General features: G+C 69.0%; 14 protein-coding genes. 4 read left to right on the top strand and 10 right to left on the bottom strand.

Going from position 1 to position 18,438, the window contains the following annotated elements; all coding sequences use genetic code 11:
- Window positions 1-61: 61 nt before the first annotated feature.
- The 7 genes from DXK32_RS02115 to DXK32_RS02085 all read right to left on the bottom strand — a co-directional run bounded on the left by DXK32_RS02115 (window position 62) and on the right by DXK32_RS02085 (window position 8,870).
- On the bottom strand, window positions 62-1,291 hold the full coding sequence (locus tag DXK32_RS02115; protein ID WP_114857008.1) for a Zn-dependent hydrolase: 1,230 nt from the start codon (window positions 1,289-1,291) through the stop codon (window positions 62-64).
- A gap of 27 nt (window positions 1,292-1,318) precedes the next feature.
- Window positions 1,319-2,269: a ketopantoate reductase family protein gene (locus DXK32_RS02110; protein ID WP_114857007.1), complete on the bottom strand. Its 951-nt coding sequence runs from the start codon at window positions 2,267-2,269 to the stop codon at window positions 1,319-1,321.
- A gap of 10 nt (window positions 2,270-2,279) precedes the next feature.
- Window positions 2,280-3,944 (bottom strand): ABC transporter ATP-binding protein, encoded by a 1,665-nt coding sequence (locus DXK32_RS02105; protein WP_114857006.1) that lies wholly within the window; start codon window positions 3,942-3,944, stop codon window positions 2,280-2,282.
- Window positions 3,944-4,816, bottom strand: coding sequence for an ABC transporter permease (locus tag DXK32_RS02100; RefSeq protein ID WP_114857005.1), 873 nt, complete (start codon window positions 4,814-4,816; stop codon window positions 3,944-3,946). The genes DXK32_RS02105 and DXK32_RS02100 overlap by 1 nt, the downstream gene beginning before the upstream one ends.
- Window positions 4,813-5,793: an ABC transporter permease gene (locus DXK32_RS02095; protein ID WP_114857004.1), complete on the bottom strand. Its 981-nt coding sequence runs from the start codon at window positions 5,791-5,793 to the stop codon at window positions 4,813-4,815. Before DXK32_RS02095 ends, DXK32_RS02100 begins: the two co-directional genes overlap by 4 nt.
- 150 nt (window positions 5,794-5,943) lie before the next feature.
- On the bottom strand, window positions 5,944-7,554 hold the full coding sequence (locus DXK32_RS02090) for an ABC transporter substrate-binding protein (protein WP_114857003.1): 1,611 nt from the start codon (window positions 7,552-7,554) through the stop codon (window positions 5,944-5,946).
- Between the two features lie 41 nt (window positions 7,555-7,595).
- The gene (locus tag DXK32_RS02085; protein WP_114857002.1) at window positions 7,596-8,870 is read right to left on the bottom strand and encodes a M20 family metallopeptidase; all 1,275 of its coding nucleotides are present in this window, start codon (window positions 8,868-8,870) and stop codon (window positions 7,596-7,598) included.
- 275 nt (window positions 8,871-9,145) lie between these two features.
- Between DXK32_RS02085 and DXK32_RS02080 the strand changes: the two genes are divergently transcribed.
- Both DXK32_RS02080 and DXK32_RS02075 read left to right on the top strand, forming a co-directional pair.
- Complete coding sequence (locus DXK32_RS02080; RefSeq protein WP_114857001.1) at window positions 9,146-10,144, top strand: LysR family transcriptional regulator; 999 nt, start codon at window positions 9,146-9,148, stop codon at window positions 10,142-10,144.
- 315 nt (window positions 10,145-10,459) lie between these two features.
- Window positions 10,460-13,294: a carbohydrate-binding domain-containing protein gene (locus tag DXK32_RS02075; protein WP_114857000.1), complete on the top strand. Its 2,835-nt coding sequence runs from the start codon at window positions 10,460-10,462 to the stop codon at window positions 13,292-13,294.
- A gap of 166 nt (window positions 13,295-13,460) precedes the next feature.
- Here the strand turns inward: DXK32_RS02075 and DXK32_RS02070 are convergent, their stop codons facing one another.
- Window positions 13,461-14,489 carry an AbrB family transcriptional regulator gene (locus DXK32_RS02070; protein WP_114856999.1) on the bottom strand — a complete coding sequence of 343 codons (1,029 nt, stop codon included), beginning with the start codon at window positions 14,487-14,489 and terminating at the stop codon, window positions 13,461-13,463.
- Between the two features lie 213 nt (window positions 14,490-14,702).
- Here DXK32_RS02070 and otnI point away from each other — a divergent pair, with 213 nt between their 5' ends.
- On the top strand, window positions 14,703-15,491 hold the full coding sequence (gene otnI, locus DXK32_RS02065) for a 2-oxo-tetronate isomerase (RefSeq protein ID WP_114856998.1): 789 nt from the start codon (window positions 14,703-14,705) through the stop codon (window positions 15,489-15,491).
- Window positions 15,492-15,493: 2 nt separating this feature from the next.
- Entirely contained in the window at window positions 15,494-16,384 is an 891-nt protein-coding gene (locus tag DXK32_RS02060) for an AEC family transporter (RefSeq protein WP_114856997.1), read from the top strand.
- A gap of 131 nt (window positions 16,385-16,515) precedes the next feature.
- On the opposite strand, the gene DXK32_RS02055 is transcribed toward DXK32_RS02060, so the two are convergent.
- Together DXK32_RS02055 and DXK32_RS02050 are read right to left on the bottom strand one after the other, a co-directional pair.
- Window positions 16,516-17,487: a glycosyltransferase family 2 protein gene (locus DXK32_RS02055; RefSeq protein WP_114856996.1), complete on the bottom strand. Its 972-nt coding sequence runs from the start codon at window positions 17,485-17,487 to the stop codon at window positions 16,516-16,518.
- Window positions 17,484-18,407: a glycosyltransferase family 2 protein gene (locus tag DXK32_RS02050; RefSeq protein ID WP_114856995.1), complete on the bottom strand. Its 924-nt coding sequence runs from the start codon at window positions 18,405-18,407 to the stop codon at window positions 17,484-17,486. The genes DXK32_RS02055 and DXK32_RS02050 overlap by 4 nt, the downstream gene beginning before the upstream one ends.
- Between the last annotated feature and the right edge of the window lie 31 nt (window positions 18,408-18,438).

Genomic DNA, 18,438 nt, shown 5'->3' with positions numbered 1-18,438 from the left:
CCTGTCGCGTCAGCGCAAACTTCGTTTGCGCGTGAGCGGAGGGGAGAGGGGGAATTTTGCTTTACCCAGCCGCGGCCAGAACCGCGTCCGCCAAGACCGCGCAGCCGGACGCGGCGTGTTCGGGCTTGATGTTCTCCGCCTCGTTGTGGCTGAGGCCGTTCTCGCAGGGGATGAAGATCATCGCCGTCGGCACCTTGCGCGCGACATAAACCGCGTCATGGCCCGCCCCGGACACGATGTCGCGGTGGCTGAGGCCGCGCCGCTCCACCGAGCGGCGGACGTGGCTGACCAGCTCCGGCGCGAAGGGCGTGGTCGGGAAGGCCCAGAAGTCGGTCAGCTCCAGCGTCAGGCCGCGCTTGTCCGCGATGGCGGCCAGCCGCTCGCGCAGCATCGCGTCCATGCGGGCCAGCGCATCGGGGTCCGGGTTGCGCAGGTCGATGGTGAACCAGACGCGGCCGGGAATGACGTTGCGGGAGTCCGGGTGGACCTGGACGCGCCCGATGGTCGAGCAGGCGTCGCCGCCGACCTCCAGCGCGATGGCCTCCACCGCCTCCATCATCACGGCCGCACCGGCCAGGGCGTCACGGCGCAGGCGCATGGGCGTCGGCCCGGCGTGGGATTCGCGGCCCGTCACCGTCGCCTCGTACCAGCGCTGGCCCTGCGCGCCGGTCACCACGCCGATCTCGACGTCCTCGGCCTCCAGCACTGGGCCCTGCTCGATGTGCGCCTCGAAATAGGCGCCCATGGCGTGGCCGGTGACCGGGACCTCGCCCTTGTAGCCGATGCGCGCCAGCTCGTCGCCGAGCCGGACGCCGTCGGTGTCGCGGATGTCCAGCACATGGTCGAGCGTGAAGACGCCCATCGCCACGCCGGAGCCCAGCATCGGCGGGGAGAAGCGTGCGCCCTCCTCGTTGGTCCAGACGATCAGGTCGATGGGGGCGTCCGTCTCGATGCCCTGGTCGTTGAAGCTGCGGATGACCTCCAGCCCGGCCAGCACGCCGTAGATGCCGTCGAAGCGGCCGCCGGTCGGCTGGGTGTCCAGATGGCTGCCCATGCAGACGGCGGGACGGTCGGGGCTGCGGCCCGGGCGGCGGGCGAAGATGTTGCCCACCTCGTCCACGGTCACGGTGCAGCCGGCTTCCTCGCACCAGCGCACGAAGAGGTCGCGGCCCTCCCGGTCGAGGTCGGTCAGCGCCAGCCGGCACAGGCCGCCCTTCGGCGTCGCGCCGATCGTCGCGAGGTCCATCAGGGTCCGCCACAGGCGGTCGCCGTCGATGCGCAGGTCAGACATGGTCCCTATCCCGATCCCAATTCCGAATTATTGTCGAGTGTCGGCGCGAACCGCGGTCAGCAGTCCGGTCACCGTGGGCAGGCTCAGACCCGCCCGTTTTGCCAATTCCAGCGGCGCGTCCAGCACCGCCTCGATCTCCGCCCGCCGGCCCGCCGCTACGTCGGCGCGCAGCGCCGGACGGATGCGGCCCGGATGCTGGGCCATCGTCCACACATCCTCGACCTTGGCCGTCGCCGGATGGCCGAGCGCCGCCGACAGGGCCAGCACCTCCTCCACCACCGCGGCGAAGGTCGGCTGCAGCGCGTCGTCGTGGGCGATCTCCTGCGCCGTCTTGCCGGTGGTGAGGCCGAGCAGGCCGAAGGCCAAGGGCGCCAGCAGCGCCGTCCACACCTCCGCCCGGATGTCCGGCACGGCCAGCGCGTTGAAGCCGCCTGCCCCGAACAGGGCCGCCAAGTCCTTGACGTTTTCCTGCCCCGCCACCGGGCCGAGGGCGAGCCGCAGCCCGCCGAGATGCCGCAGATAGCCGGGGGTCCGCCGCTCCACCGCCACGCGGGCGACGGCGCCGACGATGCGGTCCGCCGGGATGGCGTCCGACAGCAGCCCCTTGGGGTCGACCGCCTTCAGGGGTCCGCCAAGAGACCCGTCCGCCGGGTACCACCAGGGGACGCCGCCGACCACCGGCACCAGCCGCGTTTTCGGCCCCAGCAGGGGAAGCAGCAGGTCCAGCACGTCGGTCAGCAGGGGGGAGGGCACCGCCAGCACCACCACGTCCTGCGGGCCGAGGGCCAGCGTGTCGTCGGTCACCTGGGGCCGCACCGTCACCGGACGGCCCGAGGGGCCTTCGACCGTCAGCCCGTCGCGCCGCAGCGTGTCGAGCGTCCGCCGCCTAGCGACCAGCGCGGCCGGCAGCCCGGCGGCGGTCAGCCGCGCGGCGATCAAGCCGCCGACCGCCCCGGCCCCGATGACGGCGACCTTCATGACCGTCCCGTCAGGCGCTGCTGCGCAGGGCGGCCGACCGCCGCGTCACCGGAACCACGTCCTCCGGGATGGTCCAGCCCTTGCCGGGGATGGCGTCCAGGAGAGTGCGGGTGTAGGCGTGCTGCGGGTTGCCGAACACCTCCTTGGCCGGGCCGATCTCGACGATGCGGCCCTTCTGCATGACCGCGATGGTGTCGCAGATCTGGGCGGCGATGCGCAGGTCGTGGGTGATGAACAGCATCGACAGGTTCAGCCGGTGCCGCAGGTCCTCCAGCAGGTCGAGCACCTGCGCCTGCACCGACACGTCGAGCGCCGACACCGGCTCGTCGGCGATCAGCAGCTTCGGCTCCAGCGCCAGGGCGCGGGCGATCGAGATGCGCTGGCGCTGCCCGCCGGAGAACTCGTGCGGGAAGCGCTCCGCCGCCGAGGCGTCGAGCCCGACGAGCTTGAGCAACGCCTTCGCCTTCTCCAGCGCCTTGTGGCGGTCCTCGCCGAAGGCCACCGGCCCCTGGGTGATGATGTCGCCCACCGTGTGGCGCGGGTTCAGCGAGGCGTAGGGGTCCTGGAAGACCATCTGCACGTGCCGCCGGTAGGGCCGGAAGGCCGGGCGCGACAGCGACAGCAGATCGACGCCCTCGAACAAAATCCTGCCCGAATCCGGTTTGATCAGCCCGACGATGGAACGGCCGAGCGTGGACTTGCCGGAGCCGGATTCGCCGACCAGCCCGACCGTCTCGCCCTGGTGGATGGTCAGCGACAGGTCGTCGCCCGCCACCACCTTGCGCCCCGGCGTGAGGAAGCCGCCGCCGATGTGGAAGGTCTTGCACACCTTCTCCGCCGTCAGCACCGGCTGGCGCGCACGGGTGAAGTCCTCGCGATGCTCGATCAGGTGCGGGACGGCGGCGATGAGCTGGCGGGTGTAGGGGTGCTTCGGGTGGTTCAGGACCTCCTCGGCGGTGCCGATCTCGACGATCTGGCCGCGCTGCATCACCGCCACGCGGTGGGCGATCTCCGCCACCACGCCGAAGTCGTGGGTGATGAACATCACGCCCATGCGGCGCTTGGCCTGGATGTCCTGGATCAGCTCCAGGATCTGCTTCTGGGTGGTGACGTCGAGCGCGGTCGTCGGCTCGTCGGCGATCAGGATGTCCGGCTCCACCGCCAGCGCCATGGCGATCATCACGCGCTGGCGCTGGCCGCCCGACAGGCGGAACGGGTAGCTGCGGCGCAGATGGTCCGGCTCCGGCAGGCCGACCGAGCCGAGAAGCTCCACCACGCGGGCCCGGCGGGCGGCGCGGTCGAGCGTGGTGTGGTAGCGCAGGACCTCGTCGATCTGGTCGCCGACCCGCATCAGCGGGTTCAGCGCCGTCATCGGCTCCTGGAAGATCATGGCGATGCGGCCGCCGCGAAGCGCGCGCTGGTCGCGCTCCGGCAGGCTGAACACGTTGGTGCCCTGGTGGCGGATCTCGCCGGAGGAGACTTTCACCGCCTTGGGCAGCAGGCCCAGCACGGCGTGCGCGGTCATCGACTTGCCCGACCCGGACTCGCCGACCACGCAGAGGATTTCGCCGGGCTCCAGCGTGAAGGTCAGGTCCTGGACCGCGTGCGGTCGGTCGGCGCCGCGCGGCAGGTCGATGGTCAGGTTGCGGACGTCGAGGAGAGGCGTCTCGGTCATCAGGAACGGCCCTTTCGCGCCAGCTTGGGATTCAGCGCGTCGTTCAGCCCTTCACCCACGAGGTTGAGGGCGAGCACGGTCAGAAGGATCGCGATGCCGGGGAAGAAGCTCATCCACCAGGCCTGACGGATCACCGTGCGGGCCGCACCCACCATGTAGCCCCAGCTCATCAGGTTCGGATCGCCGAGCCCGAGGAAGGAGAGGGAGCTTTCCAGCAGGATCGCCGTCGCAACCATCAGCGAGGCCGACACGATGATCGGGGACAGGCTGTTGGGCAGGATCTGGCGCCAGATGATCGTCATGTTCGACTGGCCGGTGGTCACCGCGGCGTGCACGAACTCGCGCGAGCGCAGGCTCATGAACTCGCCGCGCGCCAGCCGGGCCAGCGGCGGCCAGGAGACGATGGCGATGGCCAGCACGATGGAGGTCAGCGACGGTGTGAAGATCGCCACCAGCACCACGGCCAGAACGAAGTTCGGAATGGTCTGGAACAGCTCGGTGAAGCGCATCACCAGATCGTCGACGCGTCCGCCGTAGAAGCCGGAGACGGCTCCCAGGAACACGCCGATCAGCACGGCGACGGCGGTCGAGGTCAGCCCGATCAGCAGCGACACCCGCGCCCCGTGTGCGATGCCCGCCGCGATGTCGCGGCCCAGCGTGTCGGAGCCGAGCAGCGCGTCGTCGGACAGCGGCGGCTGGAAGGGCATCGCGGTCATGTCCCACGGGCTGTCCGGGTACAGCACGTCGGCGAAGGCCGCCATGAGGACGATCAGGGTCAGGAAGGCCAGCCCGATCACTGCGCCCTTGTTGCGGGCGAAGGCGCCCCAGAAGCCGGCCCCCTTGCGGGACGGCGTGATGGCCGCGGCGGTCATGGCGCCACCTCGATGCGCGGATCGACGAGGGAATAGATCAGGTCGGTCAGCAGGTTGAACACCACCACCACCACCGAGGTCAGAAGGAAGATGCCGAGAAGGACCTGATAGTCGCGCTGCAACACGGCCTCGAAGGCGAGGCGCCCGATGCCGGGGAGCGCGAAGACGGTCTCGATCAGGATGGAGCCGCCGATCAGGTGACCGGCCTGGAACCCCGCCACCGTGATGACGGGCAGGATGGCGTTGCGCAGGATGTGCACCGACACGATGCGCCATTCCGGCAGGCCCTTGGCCCGCGCCGTCTTGACGAAGTCCATGTCGCGCACCTCCAGGATCGAGGCGCGGGTCAGCCGGGTGTAGACGGCCATGTAGAAGAGGCCGAGCGTGGTCACCGGCAGCACGAGGTGCCGGGCCCGGTCGAGGAATGCCTCCCAGCCGGTGTAGCCGGCGCCGATGCTCTCCGTGCCGAAGGCGGGCAGCCAGCCGAGATTGACCGAGAAGAGAAGGATCAGCATCAGGCCGATCCAGAAGATCGGCGTCGCGTAGGCGGTCAGGCCGACCACGGTGATGGCGGTGTCCGACCAGGTGCCGGCGCGCATCGCCGCCAGCGTCCCGAGCGCGATGCCGCCCAGCAGGGCCAGCACGAAGGCGGTCAGCGTCAGCGACAGGGTGACGGGCAGGCGGTCCACCAGCAGGTCGAAGACGGGCCGCTGCTGGCGGTAGGAATAGCCGAGGTCGGCCTGCACCACCTTGGACATGTAGGTGCCGAGCTGCTCGTACAGGGGGCGGTCGAGGCCGAACTGCTGGCGGAGCTGTTCGACGAACTTGGCATCGGCGGCCCCGGCCTCGCCCGCCATCACCGCGGCGGGGTCGCCGGGCGCTGCGTGGACCAGGAAGAAGTTGAACACGGCGATCGCCAGAACGACGAAGACCGCCTTCACCAGCCTCTGTGAGATGAATAGGGCGATGCGGGGCATGTTGTCACTCCCGGGTGCGTGTTGCCCCCTCCCTAACCCTCCCCCGCTGTCGCAGGGGAGGGGATTGACCTCCCTCTCCTGCGACAGCGGGGGAGGGAAGGGGCCCGCGGCGCGAGCCGCGGGAAGGGTGGGGGCAACCGCTCCCTTTTCTTACTTCTTGACCATGTAGACGCTGTCGTAGCTCTCGTTCACGCCGATGGCGGTCGTGACGGCGTTCTTGAAGCGCTTGTCCACGAAGGTCGGGAATTCCATCTCCAGCAGCCAGGCGACCGGCACGTCCTCGACCAGGATCTTCTGGGCGGCGGAGTAGAGCTGCTGACGCTCCTCGTCCTTGTTGGTCTGGGCGGCCTGGGCGAACAGCTTGTCCACCTCGGGGTTGGAATAGCCCATGGTGTTGGAGAACATCACGCCCTTGCGGATGTTGTCCGAGACGTAGGTGCGCGTCACGCCGAGCGCCGGGTCGCCGTACTGGTAGACGAAGTTGAAGGACAGGTCGTAGTCCCAGTTGGACACGCGGTTGACCCAGCCGGCGGCGTCGGTGGTCTCCAGCGTCACGTCGACGCCGACGCGCTTCATCGCCTGTTTCACATACTCGCCCAGACGGGTCCAGGTCTCGCCGTAGGGCATGACGAGCAGGCGGACCTTGGCGCGCGTGCCGTCGGCGCCCTTCTTGTAGCCGGCCTCCTCAAGCAGCGCTTCGGCCTTCTTCGGGTCGAAGTCGTACTTGCGGACGTTCGGCTCGAAGAAGCGGGTGACCGAGTTCACCGGGCCGGTGGCCGGGCGGCCGAGGCCGAACCAGATCTTGTCGCGGATGAACTTGCGGTCGATGGCGTGCATCATCGCCTGCCGGAAGCGCTTGTCGTCCAGCGGCTTGTTGCGCGTGTTGATCTCGATCCAGGACAGCGGCGCGAAGAACTCGTAACCCTTGGTCGTCATCTCGACGTTGGGCAGGCCCTTCAGGCGCGGGACGTCGAAGGTCTCGATGTCGTTGAACTGGGTCTGCTGGACGGTGCCCTGCTCCACGGCGACGGCGCGCGAGGCGGCGTCGGGGATCACCCGGAAATAGATGTCGTCCAGATAGGGCTTGCCGGCCTTCCAATACTCGTCGTTGCGGACGAGGTGGATGTAGGAGCCCTTGTTCCACTCCTTGAACTTGAAGGGGCCGGTGCCGATCGGGGTGGCGTTGGCCGGGTTGGCCTTGTAGTCGGTGCCGTCATAGATGTGCTTGGGCATCATCGGGGCCGACGACACCTCGAAGGCCTGAAGGAACGGGCCGAACGGCTCCTTCAGCGTGAACTGGACGGTGTGATCGTCCAGCGCCTCGATCTTCTCGCACTTGGAGAAGGTGGCGCGGGCGCGCGGGTGGGTCTCCATCAGCAGCTTGGAGGTGGAGAAGACCACGTCGTGGGCGGTGAAGGGCTTGCCGTCGTGCCACTTGGCGTTCTTCACCAGCTTGAAGGTGTAGACCTTGCCGTCGGGCGAGACTTCCCAGCTTTCCGCCAGTTCCGGCTGCGGCTTCAGGTCGAAGCCGAAGGTCAGCAGGCCCTGGTAGATCTTGCCGGCGACCGTCTGCGTCGGACCCTGCTGGTTGAGAGCCAGCACCAGGATCGGCGGCTCGGGCTGGACGATGATGTTCATCGTGCCGCCGCGCTCCTGCGCCACGGCGACGCCGGGCACGGTCAGCGCCAGCGGCGCCGCCAACGCAGCGGCCAGCGCCGCGGCGGTCAGGGTTTGACGAAAGTGACGCAAACGATTGCTCATGTCTGAAGCCCCCTTATTGATTGGTTCTCGTCACGCGACCGTTATGGATCGATGGATTCGAGGCCGCACCAGTCGGCCATGAACAGGGCGAGCACGGCGGTGACCTTCGCCACGCTGTCGAGCGAGACGGACTCGTCGATGCCGTGGATGCGCTCCGCCTCCGGGCCGTAGCAGGTGGCCGGCGTGTCGCCGTACAGGACGAAGTTTCGGACGTCGGTGGTGCAGGTCTGGGCCAGCTTCGGCGCCGGGCTCCCGAAGATCGACCGGTGGGCGGCGTCCAGCGCCTCCAGCATCGGGTGATCGGGGTCCAGGGTGCAGCCCTCCGCCTGGAAGCCGCGGAAGATGACGCGGGCGTCGATCCCCTTGAGGTCGGAGTCGCCGCGGCAGGCCTCGGCCACCGCGCGCTCGATCTCGGCGCTGACCTCGGCGGCGGCGCGGCCCGGCGGGAAGCCGAAGCGCAGCTCCATCCGGCAGCGGGTGGGGACGGAGGACGCCCACTCGCCGCCGTCGATGTGCCCGACGTTCAGGTTGTAGGGGTGGTGATGGTGCGCGTAGGCGGGATGCCGCCCGTCGGGGTGGTTCCAGGCCGACTCCAGCGCCTTCAGATGCTTGAGCACGCGGAAGGCCGCCTCGATGGCGTTCAGCCCGGCGCCGGTGTCCAGCACATGGGCGGGGCGGCCGGTCACCTCCAGCTCGCAGCGGATCACGCCGACCTGGGCGATCTGGAGCGTGTGGTTGAAGGGCTCCGGGATCACCGCGGCGTCGGCCTTGTAGCCGCGGGCGACGCAGGCGAGCGCGCCGTTGCCGGTGCATTCCTCCTCGACCACCGACTGCAGATAGACCGGGGCGGCGGGCTGGACGCCCAGGCTTTTCAGCGCCTTGAAGGCCATCACATAGGCGGCGATGCCCGCCTTCATGTCGCCGGCGCCGCGCCCGTAGAGGCGGCCGTCGCGGACCACCGGCTCGAAGGGCGGGGCGGACCACAGCTCCTCCGGCCCGGTCGGCACCACGTCGATGTGGCCGTTCAGGATCAGCGACTTGCCGGTCGCCCGCCGGGGCGTGTGGACGCCGACGACGTTCTCGCGGCCCTCGTAGGAGATCAGCGAGGGGGACCAGCCGGGCTGGGCCTTCAGCGCTTCCTCGTCGATGGCGAAGCGGTCCACCTCCAGGCCCATGTCCCGGAAGATCCGTTCCATCAGATCCTGCGCCGGGCCTTCCTGCCCCAGCAGGCTGGGGCTCCGGACCAGATCGGACAGCAGGCGCACTCCATCCTCGCGCAGCGCCGCGACCGCGCCCAGGATCGCATCCCGGTCCACGGCTGCAATGCTCCGCTCACCCTCGTGGGATGCGGGCATGACGACTCCGTTCTTACCACTCCGCCGCGCAGTCGTCCGTGTGGGTCGGCAAATCACCGGAAAGAAACTGTGGTGATTTCGACTTTCGGACTATGACCCTGGTTTTGCCCGGTTGGGCGTTGCCGGGGATCGACCGCTGACGACAGGCGTATTACAATTCAGCTTCTCATCCTCCGCCAAATCGATAATCCTCATTGCCGACATAAGCAGGATTTATGGCGATGGGATTTCCCCCGATGACGGCGCGCGACCTGGAACGGCTGGGCCACCAGCTGGACTGGAACCTGCTGCGCACCTTCATGGTGATCGTGCAGGAGCAGGGGCTGACCCGCGCGGCGCAGCGCCTGGGGCTGACCCAGCCGGCGGTGTCCCAGGCCCTGAAGCGGCTGGAGGACCAGATCGGCCGCAGCCTGATCGAGCGCGGGCAGGGCCGCTTCCGGGTGACCGAAGCGGGCGAGATCATCTACGCCGAGGTGCTGGAGATCTACGGCAACATTTCCCGCTTCGCCGTTCTGATGCGCGACATCCGCGAGGAGATTTCCGGCCACATCCGAATCCTGCTGGCCAGCCGGATCCAGTCGCTGCTGTTCGACGCCCTGCTTGAGCGTTTCCACGCCACCCACCCGCAGGTGACCTTCCGGCTGGACGTGATGGCGAGCGCCGACGTCCACATGGCGATCCAGCAGAAGACCGGCTCGCTCGGCCTCTGCCTGATGCGGGAGCCGCCGCCGCTGGTCGAGCACGCCCTGTTCGCCCGTCAGATCTACCGTCTCTATTGCGGGCCGCGGCATCATCTGTTCGGCCGCACCGGCCTGACGCTCAGCGACCTGCGCAGCGAGGGGTTCGTCTCCTTCACCTCCGACCAGATCGGCGGGGTGCTGTCGCCGCTGGCCGTCTTCCGCGCGCAGGAGGGGATCGAGAGCCGGATCGTCGGCGCCTCGGTCAATCTGGACGAGGTGCGGCGGATGATCTCCGTCGGGCTGGGGATCGGGCCGCTGCCCCGCCATGTGGCGGAGCGCGACGTGCGCGATGGTCTGCTGTGGCCGCTGCCGCCGGAGGAGGGGGTGGCGCCGGTGGACATCCATCTGTTGTGGAACCCCGCCGCCAAGATGAACCGGGCGGAGCGCGCCTTCATCGAGCATTGCCGCGCCGCCATCGCCGGCATTCCGCTCGACCTGCGTTTCGATCCGGTGGCGGTGGGCGAGTGGGTCGACCGCCAGTTCGGCGGCGACTGATCCCTCCGCGTTTTTGATATCCCGTTTCTGACGCCCTTGGGGGCTTGCGCCGTCGTCCAGCGGATGACGCGGCGCTTGCACGCGCACAAGAGGCCGCAAGCGAAAGTTTCCGTCCTCTTTTCGGATTCTTGATAAGCGGAAGATTCCTTTTTTGAAAACAAAGACTTCCCGGAGTCTTCGCCAAGGATACCGGGGAATCTCACAAAAATGCCTCGCCGGGCGATTCATCCAAATTGGTAGTAGTTGCCTATGCCAAAGGGCGAAAACGCCGAAGAACTCATACCAGAAGACAACATCTTAAGAGAGCATTGACACATGGCCAACCTGTACGGACCTCAGACGCTGACGGCCCCCGCTGGTGCGATCGTCATAGCACCGGGCGCCAACATCCAGTCCATCGTCAATGGCGCTCCCGCTGGCGCGACCTTCTGGTTGCAGCCGGGCGAGTATCGTCTCCAGTCGATCACCCCCAAGGACAACCAGGCCTTCATCGGGGCCGAGGGCGCCGTGCTGAACGGGTCGAAGCTGCTGACCGGCTTCACCCAGGAAAGCGCGGGGCGCTGGGTGATCGGTGGGCAGACGCAGCAGGGCGAGCGCCGTGAAACGGACAAGGCTAGCCCCGATGCGATGCGCGGCGGCTATCCGGACACCGTCTATGTCGACGACAAGCCGCTCACTCCGGTGGATGCGCTGTCGAAGCTGAAGCCGGGGACCTTCTACTTCGATTACAACGCCGACAAGATCTACATCGGCGACAACCCGGCGGGGCACAAGGTCGAGGCCGGCGTGACGGCCCATGCCTTTAGCGGCACCGCCGACAACGTGACGATCAAGAACCTCGTCATCGAGAAATACGCCCCGCCGGTGCAGCACGGCGCCATCCAGGGCGACGTGGGCTGGACCATCCAGAACAACGAGCTGCGGCTGAACTACGCGGTCGGCGCCACGGCGCAGGACGGCAGCAAGTTCATCGGCAACTATGTCCACGACAACGGCGAGATGGGCCTGGGCGGCGCCGGGGCCAAGATCCTGGTCGAGGGCAACGAGATCGCGCGCAACGGCGCCTGGTCCGGCATCGACGTGTTCTGGGAAGGCGGCGGCACCAAGTTCGCCTACACGACCGACCTTGTGGTCCGCGGCAACTACTCGCACGACAACACGGGCTTCGGTCTGTGGACCGACATCGACAACGTCGGCGCTCTCTATGAAAACAACGTCGTGGTCGGCAACAGCGGCGGCGGCATCACGCACGAGATCAGCTACGACGCCGTCATCCGCAACAACGTTCTGGTCGGGAACGGCTTCGAGCCGCAGGCCGAAGGCTGGCTGTGGGGGGGCGCGATCCAGATCCAGAACTCCCAGAAGGTCGAGGCCTACGGCAACAAGATCGACATCACCGGGGTCAAGGGCGCCAACGGCATCGTGATGATCCAGCAGGATCGCGGCGCCGGGGAATTCGGCACCTACACCACCACGAACAACAAGATCCACGACAACATCACCGTGTCCAAGGACGGCAACGGCCAGTCGGGCGGCGTGGCGGATTACAACGAGGCCGGCATGCTCAACGGCGGCAACGTGTGGGACAACAACACCTACTACATGCCGGACGGCGACCGCTGGCGCTGGGGCGACTTCCCGGAAGGCGACACCTGGTCCGCCTACATGAACGCGACCACGCAGGACGAGCATTCGACCCTGTCCCAGGCCTACCCCTCCACCGCCGGCTGGACGACCGTCACCCCCACCAGCCCGACCAACCCGCCCGCTCCGACGTCGCCGCCCGCCGCAACCGACACCACGCCGCCCACGGTCAAGGTGACCATCGCCGACACCAGCGTGACCAAGGGCGAGGCGCCGCTCGTCACCTTCGCCTTCAGCGAGGCGGTGAAGGACTTCGCGCTGGCCGACACCGCGGTGAAGGGCGGCACGCTGAGCGGCTTCAAGACGGTGGACACCTCCACCTACACCGCCGTCTTCACGCCGTCCTCCGACACGAAGATCACCGACGCCAGCGTGGCGGTGAAGGCCGGCAGCTACACCGACCTCGCCGGCAACGCGGGCAAGGCCGGGGCGTCCGCCGGCTTCGCGGTGGACACGACGACCACGCCCACCGTCCCGACGACGCCCACGGCCAGCGTCACGACGATCAAGGTCAACGCCTTCGGCTCCGCCGCGGGCGGGGTGAACGCGCATTTCAAGCTGCTGGTGGACGGCAAGGCCATCGGCGACGCCATGGTCGGCACGGCGGCGAAGGATTACAGCTTCACCACCAACCTGACGGCCGGGCAGCCGCACAAGGTGCAGATCCAGTACGACAACGACGGTTTCGTGAACGGCCAGGACCGCAACCTGTTCGTCAACAAGATCACCATCAACGGCACCGCCCACAACCCGACGGACGGCATCGTCACCTACGACAAGGGGGCGCTGGACGGCAAGGACGTGGTCAAGGGCCAGTCGTCCATGTGGTGGGGCGGCACGCTGGTGGTCGACGCCCCGGCGAAGGAGTTCCCCGCGGCCGGCACGCTGCCGCAGGGCGGTCCCAGCAGCACGACGATCACCGTCAACGCCTCCGGTGCCGCGGCCGGCGGGGTGAACGCCCACTTCAACCTGCTGGTGGACGGCCAGAAGGTCGGCGAGGGCGTCGTCGGCACCGCCGCCAAGGATTACAGCTTCATCACCAGCCTGAGCGCCGATCAGGCGCACAAGGTGCAGATCCAGTACGACAACGACGCCGTGGTGAACGGGCAGGACCGCAGCCTGTTCGTCAACAAGGTCACCATCAACGGCAAGTCCGTCCTGCCAACCGACGCCATCGTCACTTACGACAAGGGCGCGCTGGACGGCAAGGACGTGGTCAAGGGCCAGTCCGGTCTGTGGTGGAACGGCACGCTGGTGGTGGACGCCGACAAGAGCTTCTTCCCCTCGGCCACCCCGGTCGGCGAGGCCGCGCCCCTGGCGCTCGACGCCGGGATGGACAGCGTGTGGAGCCACGTCGCGGCTCAGCAGGTTGCCGCCGCTCCGGCGGCCGTGGCCGACACGTCGGTCGCCGCGAACAGCCTGTATGGCGTCGCCCTGGCCGATGCCGCCGGCTTCGACCCGCTGCTCGACCACGCCGATCCGTGGCTGCTGAGCCACGCGGCGTAAAGCGCTGACGTAAGCTTCGGCCTCGCTCATTCGCGCCGGAAAGCCCATGGCTTGAATGAGCGAAGTCGAGGCAGGCGGACCGCGCCGTGCTTCCGGAGGCCACGGGAGGAATGCTGCCGACGGTTCGAGGCGGCGAACTCGACGGCCTGCCGCACATCCGGCGCGGTCAGCCGCGCCGGGGCTGCCACCAGCGGGCCAGGAAGCCCAGCCCGGCGAAGCGCACGACATGGTGCGTGCCGACGAAGGCGGTGTCGAGGCCGAGTACGAAGGCCACGATGGTCATCGCCTCCACCCCGCCCGGCGCGTAGGCGAGCCAGAGCTGGCCGAAGGGGAGGCCGAGCAGCCAGCCTCCCGCCCAGGCGAAGATTGAGGACAGGACGAGCGCCAGCGCCACGCTCTCCAGCGAGGGGCGCAGCGCGGCCCGCAGGGACGCCAGCGTGACCCCGGCGAAGCGCGACCCGATCAGCGCCCCCGTCACCACGAACCCCGCGTTGAGCAGCCATCCCGGCAACCGGTGATCCACGAGACCGCTGCCGTGCAACAGCGCGCTCCCCAGCATGGCGCCGAGGAGCACCCCGCCGGGCACGCGCAGCGTCTGGAACAGCAGGCCGGCCAGGGCGCTGGCCCCGACCAGCAGCGCCAGCTCGGGCAGGGCGCCCGCCGGGTCGGAGAGCGCAGGGCGGGGCGGCAGGCCGGGGGTGGACGACACCAGATCGAGAAGCCAGGGCATGGCGGCGACCAGGACGAACAGCCTCAGACTCTGCGCCAGCGCCACCCGCGGCAGGTCGGCCCGGCTTTCCGCCGCCAGCACCAGAACGGCGCCCAGCGCGCCGGGAACGGCGGCGTAGCGCGCGGTCGCCGGGTCCCAGCGGTGCACCCGCTCCAGCCACGCCGAGCAGGCGTACAGGCAGGCCATCACCGATCCGGCGAGCAGCGCCATGCTGAGCGGCCAGGAGGCCATCTGGTGCAGCGTGTCCGGGGTCACACCGGCGCCCATGGAGATGCCCAGAAGAACGAAGGCGGCGCTGCCGAGCGGGGAGGGCAGGCGCAGGGTCAACCCGCCGAGCGCCCCGCCGGCCACCGCGGCCATCGCCCCCATCAGCCACGCCGCGGGAAGCCCCGCGAGGGCGAACAGCCCGCCACCCAGAGCGGCCACAAGAAGGGTCAGGGCGGTGGAGGCGAGTCGCTTCATCATCCGTCGGTTCCGGCTGCGGCAGGGGCCGTGCACTGTGCGTGTCCCCCGCAATGCCGTGCAACCGGTATGGGCGGTCACCTGACAAGCGTGTGCGGCATGGGCCGGCGATTGTCCGGACCGTCCGCCTGCTGCATTGTCGGGGCAACCAGCCGCAGCGGCGGCCCAGACGAAGCGGGAGGGGACCATGCCCACGATAGCCAGCGGACGGACGCCATGAGGTTCGCCGCCAACCTGTCCATGATGTTCACCGAGCGGCCCTTCCTGGACCGGTTCGGCGCGGCGGCGGCGGCCGGCTTCGACGCGGTGGAGTTCCTGTTCCCCTACGACGTTCCGGCGGAGCGGATCAGGGCGGCGCTGGACGCCCAAGGGCTGACCCAGGCTCTGTTCAACCTGCCCCCCGGCGACTGGGCGGCGGGGGAGCGCGGCATCGCCAGCCTGCCCGGCCGCGAGGCGGAGTTCCGCGAGGGCGTGGCGACGGCCATCGCCTACGCCAAGGCGCTGGGCAACCGGCTGCTGCATTGCATGGCCGGCATCCCGCCGGAGGGGCTGGAGCGGGACGCGGCTCTGGCGACCTACACCGGCAATCTGCGCCACGCCGCGGCGGCCTGCGCGGAGGCCGGGTTGACGCTGCTGGTGGAGCCGATCAACAACCGCGACATGCCGGGCTATCTGATGAACGGCACCGCGCGGGCCCGCCGGGTGATCGGGGAGGTCGGGGCGCCGAACCTGAAGCTCCAGCTCGATCTCTACCATTGCCAGATCAGCGAGGGCGACCTCGCCACCCGCATCCGGGCCAACGCCGACCTCACCGCTCATGTGCAGATCGCCGGCGTTCCCGACCGCCAGGAGCCCGACCGCGGCGAGGTCAACTATCCCTATCTGTTCGAGGTTCTGGCCGAGACCGGCTACCGCGGCTTCATCGGCTGCGAGTACCGGCCCCGCGCCCGGACCGAGGACGGGTTGGGCTGGTTCCACGCCGCCAGCACGCGGGCCGCGCGCTGACCATGGACCTGCTCGCCCCCCTGTCCAGCATCGCCGCCGTCGTCGTGCCGGTGTTCCTCATCGCGGCCCTCGGCTTCGGCTGGAGCCGCGCCAAGCTGCCCTACGACAGCGCCTTCATCACCACCTTCGCGATCAACGTTTCCACCCCCTGCCTGGTCTTCTCCTCGCTGGCCCGGCTGACGCTGGGCGGGGACGACCTGCTGACCATGGCGGTGGCCTCGGTCGGCAGCATGGCGCTGGCCGGGCTGATGGCGACGCCGATCCTGCTCGCCAGCCGCCTGCCGCTGCGCGTCTATCTGCCGGCGCTCAGTTTTCCCAACGGCGGCAACATGGGCATTCCCGTCTGCCTGTTCGCCTTCGGGGAAACCGGGATGGGGCTGGCGGTGCTGTTCTTCGCGACGCTGGCCGTCCTCCAGTTCACCATCGGCCCGGCCCTGGCGGCGGGACGCACGGACGCCAGGCAGGTGCTGCGCACCCCGGTGATCTACGCGGTCGCGCTGGCCGTGCTGGTCCTGATGACCGGCGTCCAGCCGCCGCAATGGGTGACCAACACGACGACTCTGCTCGGCAACTGCGCGGTGCCGCTGATGCTGTTCTCGCTGGGGGTGGCTCTGGCGGGGCTGCGGATGCAGGGGATGCTGCGGTCGCTGGCCATGTCGGCGCTGCGCCTGCTGCTCGGCTTCGCCGCCGGGCTCGCGGTGGTCGAGGTGCTGGACCTGGAGGGCACGATGCGCGGCGTCGTGCTGCTGGAAAGCACCATGCCGGTGGCGGTGTTCAACTACCTTTGGGCGCTGCGCTACAACAACGCGCCGCAGGAGGTTGCCGGAATGGTGCTGGGCTCCACGGCGCTGTCGTTCCTGACGCTGCCGCTGCTGCTGGCCGTGGTGATGTGAAGAGGGGGAGGGGAGTGGTATTGCCCCCTCCCTAACCCTCCCCCGCTAACGCAGGGGAGGGGACTGTTCTCCCTCCCCTGCGAAGCGGGGGAGGGCAGGGGAGGGGGCAAAACTTTGCCCGCCCTGGGGCCTCACGCCGTCGCGGCGTCCGAATGGGTCGCCGCACGGACCCGGCGGTGGAAGGACGGCGGAACCACGCAGGTCCCGAAGAACATCAGGTAATGCCGCATCTTCGGGTCGCCCGCCCGCGTCGCCTCGGCCAGCAGACGGCGGACGGCGTTCCAGTCGCCCTCGCGGCGGGCCATGCCGACGACCTTGGTCATCAGGAAGGCGGCGTAGGCGTTGCCGGTCATCAGCGGACGGTGCGTGCGCGCCCATTCGAAGGCTTGGCGCCAGTCGTCCACCGAATGCAGCGAGGCGCGGCCCTCGTCGATCTCCACGAAGCACAGCGGCTCATCCACGAAGACAAGTTCCGCTCCGGGTTGATCCAGCGCGCGGAACAGCCAGCCCCAATCCTCGAAATGCCGGTAGTCCGGCATCGGCACGGCGAGCGCCAGAGAGCGCGGCACCATGATCGTCGGGGTGGCGAGATAGCCGGGGCGGGACAGCGGGCTGCGGCGGTCGATCAGGTAATCGCTGATCGGTTCGCCCGGCTCCGGCCGGCGCTGCGGCCAGACGTAGCGGCGCTCGCCGATGCTGACGCTGGTGCTGCAGGACACCACCGGCAGCTTAGCGCCCGACGCCTTGGCGGCGGCGAGCTGGCGTTCCAGCTTCTCCGGCGCCCAGGAATCGTCGTCGTCCAGGAAGGCGATCCACGCGCCGAGCGCCGCCTGCACGCCGGCGTTGCGCGCCCCCGCGGGACCGAGCGACGCCGGGTTCTGCACGATGCGCAGACGGCGGTCCTCCACCGCCTCCAGCGCCGTGACGGTGGCGGGGTCCGGCCCGTCGACGACGACGACGATCTCGACGTCCTTGAGCGTCTGGGCGCGCACGCTCTCCACAGCCTTCAGCACGAGATGCGGGCGGTTGCGCGTCGGGATGACCGCGCTGACGGTGACGGGCGGGGCTTCCGCCGAACCGCCGTTCGCCGCAACGTCCTTCATCGCTTGTACTCCAGATATTGGAAGCCCATCAGGCCGTAGAGATAGCCGCTGCCGACGCAGATCTTCTGGAGACGGCGGATCGGCCAGCTCGTGTCGAAGGCCATCGCCATCGGAACCAGCGGCAGGGCGGCGAGGTTCAGCGCGATGTGCCCAAGGCCCAGCGTGGAGCGCTTCACCAGCGTGCGGCGCTGGCCGTTCAGCTTGGCCTCGGTCAGCGACACGCAGGTGCCGAGCCGGAAGGCGCGGCGCAGGATCCAGCGCGCGGTCATGCGGCTGGCCGGCACATGCTCCTCGATGGTCGCCTCGTCGCACCAGACGATGCGGTGGCCCTGGCGGCGGATCTGCTCGAAGAACAGCACGTCGCTGCCGCCGGACAGGCTCAGCTCCGGGTCGAAGCGCACGCCGCCCTTCAGGATGGAGCGGCGGAACAGCACGTTGCCGGTGGCGCAATAGGCCGGCTCGCTGCCCGTGGGCATGCGCTGCAGGTCGTGGAAGCGGCCCTTGGTCAGCCAGTCGGGCGGCCGCTTCTCGTAGATCGGCAGGACCGGGCCGGCGACCACGGCGGCGCCGGTGCGCTCCATGGCCGTCACCAGCCAGTCCAGCCAGCCGGGGCTCGCCACCTCGTCGTCGTCGATGAAGGCGATCAGGTCGGCGTCCGTGGTCTCGTCCAGGCAGCGGTTGCGGGCGGCGGGAATCCCCGGCACCGGCTCCGCCGCGTAGCGGATGGGGAAGCGCCAGTCCTGGGCCATCTCCTGGCACAGCGGTTCGGCGGAGCGTGCCGGGTCGTTGTCCACCACCAGCACCTCGACGTCCAGCGGGGCGTCGGGGTTGAAGGTCAGCCCCTCCAGCGACAGCAGGGTGCGGTGAAGATCCTTCGGCCTGCGGTAGGTGCACACGCAAACCACCAGCTTTTTCGACATGATGCCTGTTCCTTCCTCACGCCTGTTCATG

It is taken from the genome of Azospirillum brasilense (assembly GCF_003349955.1).
GTDB classification, from domain to species: Bacteria; Pseudomonadota; Alphaproteobacteria; order Azospirillales; family Azospirillaceae; genus Azospirillum; species Azospirillum brasilense_B.
This window is presented reverse-complemented; position numbering and strand designations above follow the sequence as displayed.

What these genes read in the sequence shown, in the direction of transcription:
- DXK32_RS02090 (WP_114857003.1), bottom strand. Translation starts at nt 7,554, where the DNA reads ATGAGCAATCGTTTGCGTCACTTTCGTCAAACCCTGACCGCCGCGGCG.
- DXK32_RS02055 (WP_114856996.1), bottom strand. Translation starts at nt 17,487, where the DNA reads ATGAAGGACGTTGCGGCGAACGGCGGTTCGGCGGAAGCCCCGCCCGTC.
- DXK32_RS02050 (WP_114856995.1), bottom strand. Translation starts at nt 18,407, where the DNA reads ATGTCGAAAAAGCTGGTGGTTTGCGTGTGCACCTACCGCAGGCCGAAG.
- otnI (WP_114856998.1), top strand. Translation starts at nt 14,703, where the DNA reads ATGAGGTTCGCCGCCAACCTGTCCATGATGTTCACCGAGCGGCCCTTC.
- DXK32_RS02080 (WP_114857001.1), top strand. Translation starts at nt 9,146, where the DNA reads ATGACGGCGCGCGACCTGGAACGGCTGGGCCACCAGCTGGACTGGAAC.
- DXK32_RS02075 (WP_114857000.1), top strand. Translation starts at nt 10,460, where the DNA reads ATGGCCAACCTGTACGGACCTCAGACGCTGACGGCCCCCGCTGGTGCG.
- DXK32_RS02105 (WP_114857006.1), bottom strand. Translation starts at nt 3,944, where the DNA reads ATGACCGAGACGCCTCTCCTCGACGTCCGCAACCTGACCATCGACCTG.
- DXK32_RS02110 (WP_114857007.1), bottom strand. Translation starts at nt 2,269, where the DNA reads ATGAAGGTCGCCGTCATCGGGGCCGGGGCGGTCGGCGGCTTGATCGCC.
- DXK32_RS02095 (WP_114857004.1), bottom strand. Translation starts at nt 5,793, where the DNA reads ATGCCCCGCATCGCCCTATTCATCTCACAGAGGCTGGTGAAGGCGGTC.
- DXK32_RS02060 (WP_114856997.1), top strand. Translation starts at nt 15,494, where the DNA reads ATGGACCTGCTCGCCCCCCTGTCCAGCATCGCCGCCGTCGTCGTGCCG.
- DXK32_RS02070 (WP_114856999.1), bottom strand. Translation starts at nt 14,489, where the DNA reads ATGATGAAGCGACTCGCCTCCACCGCCCTGACCCTTCTTGTGGCCGCT.
- DXK32_RS02115 (WP_114857008.1), bottom strand. Translation starts at nt 1,291, where the DNA reads ATGTCTGACCTGCGCATCGACGGCGACCGCCTGTGGCGGACCCTGATG.
- DXK32_RS02100 (WP_114857005.1), bottom strand. Translation starts at nt 4,816, where the DNA reads ATGACCGCCGCGGCCATCACGCCGTCCCGCAAGGGGGCCGGCTTCTGG.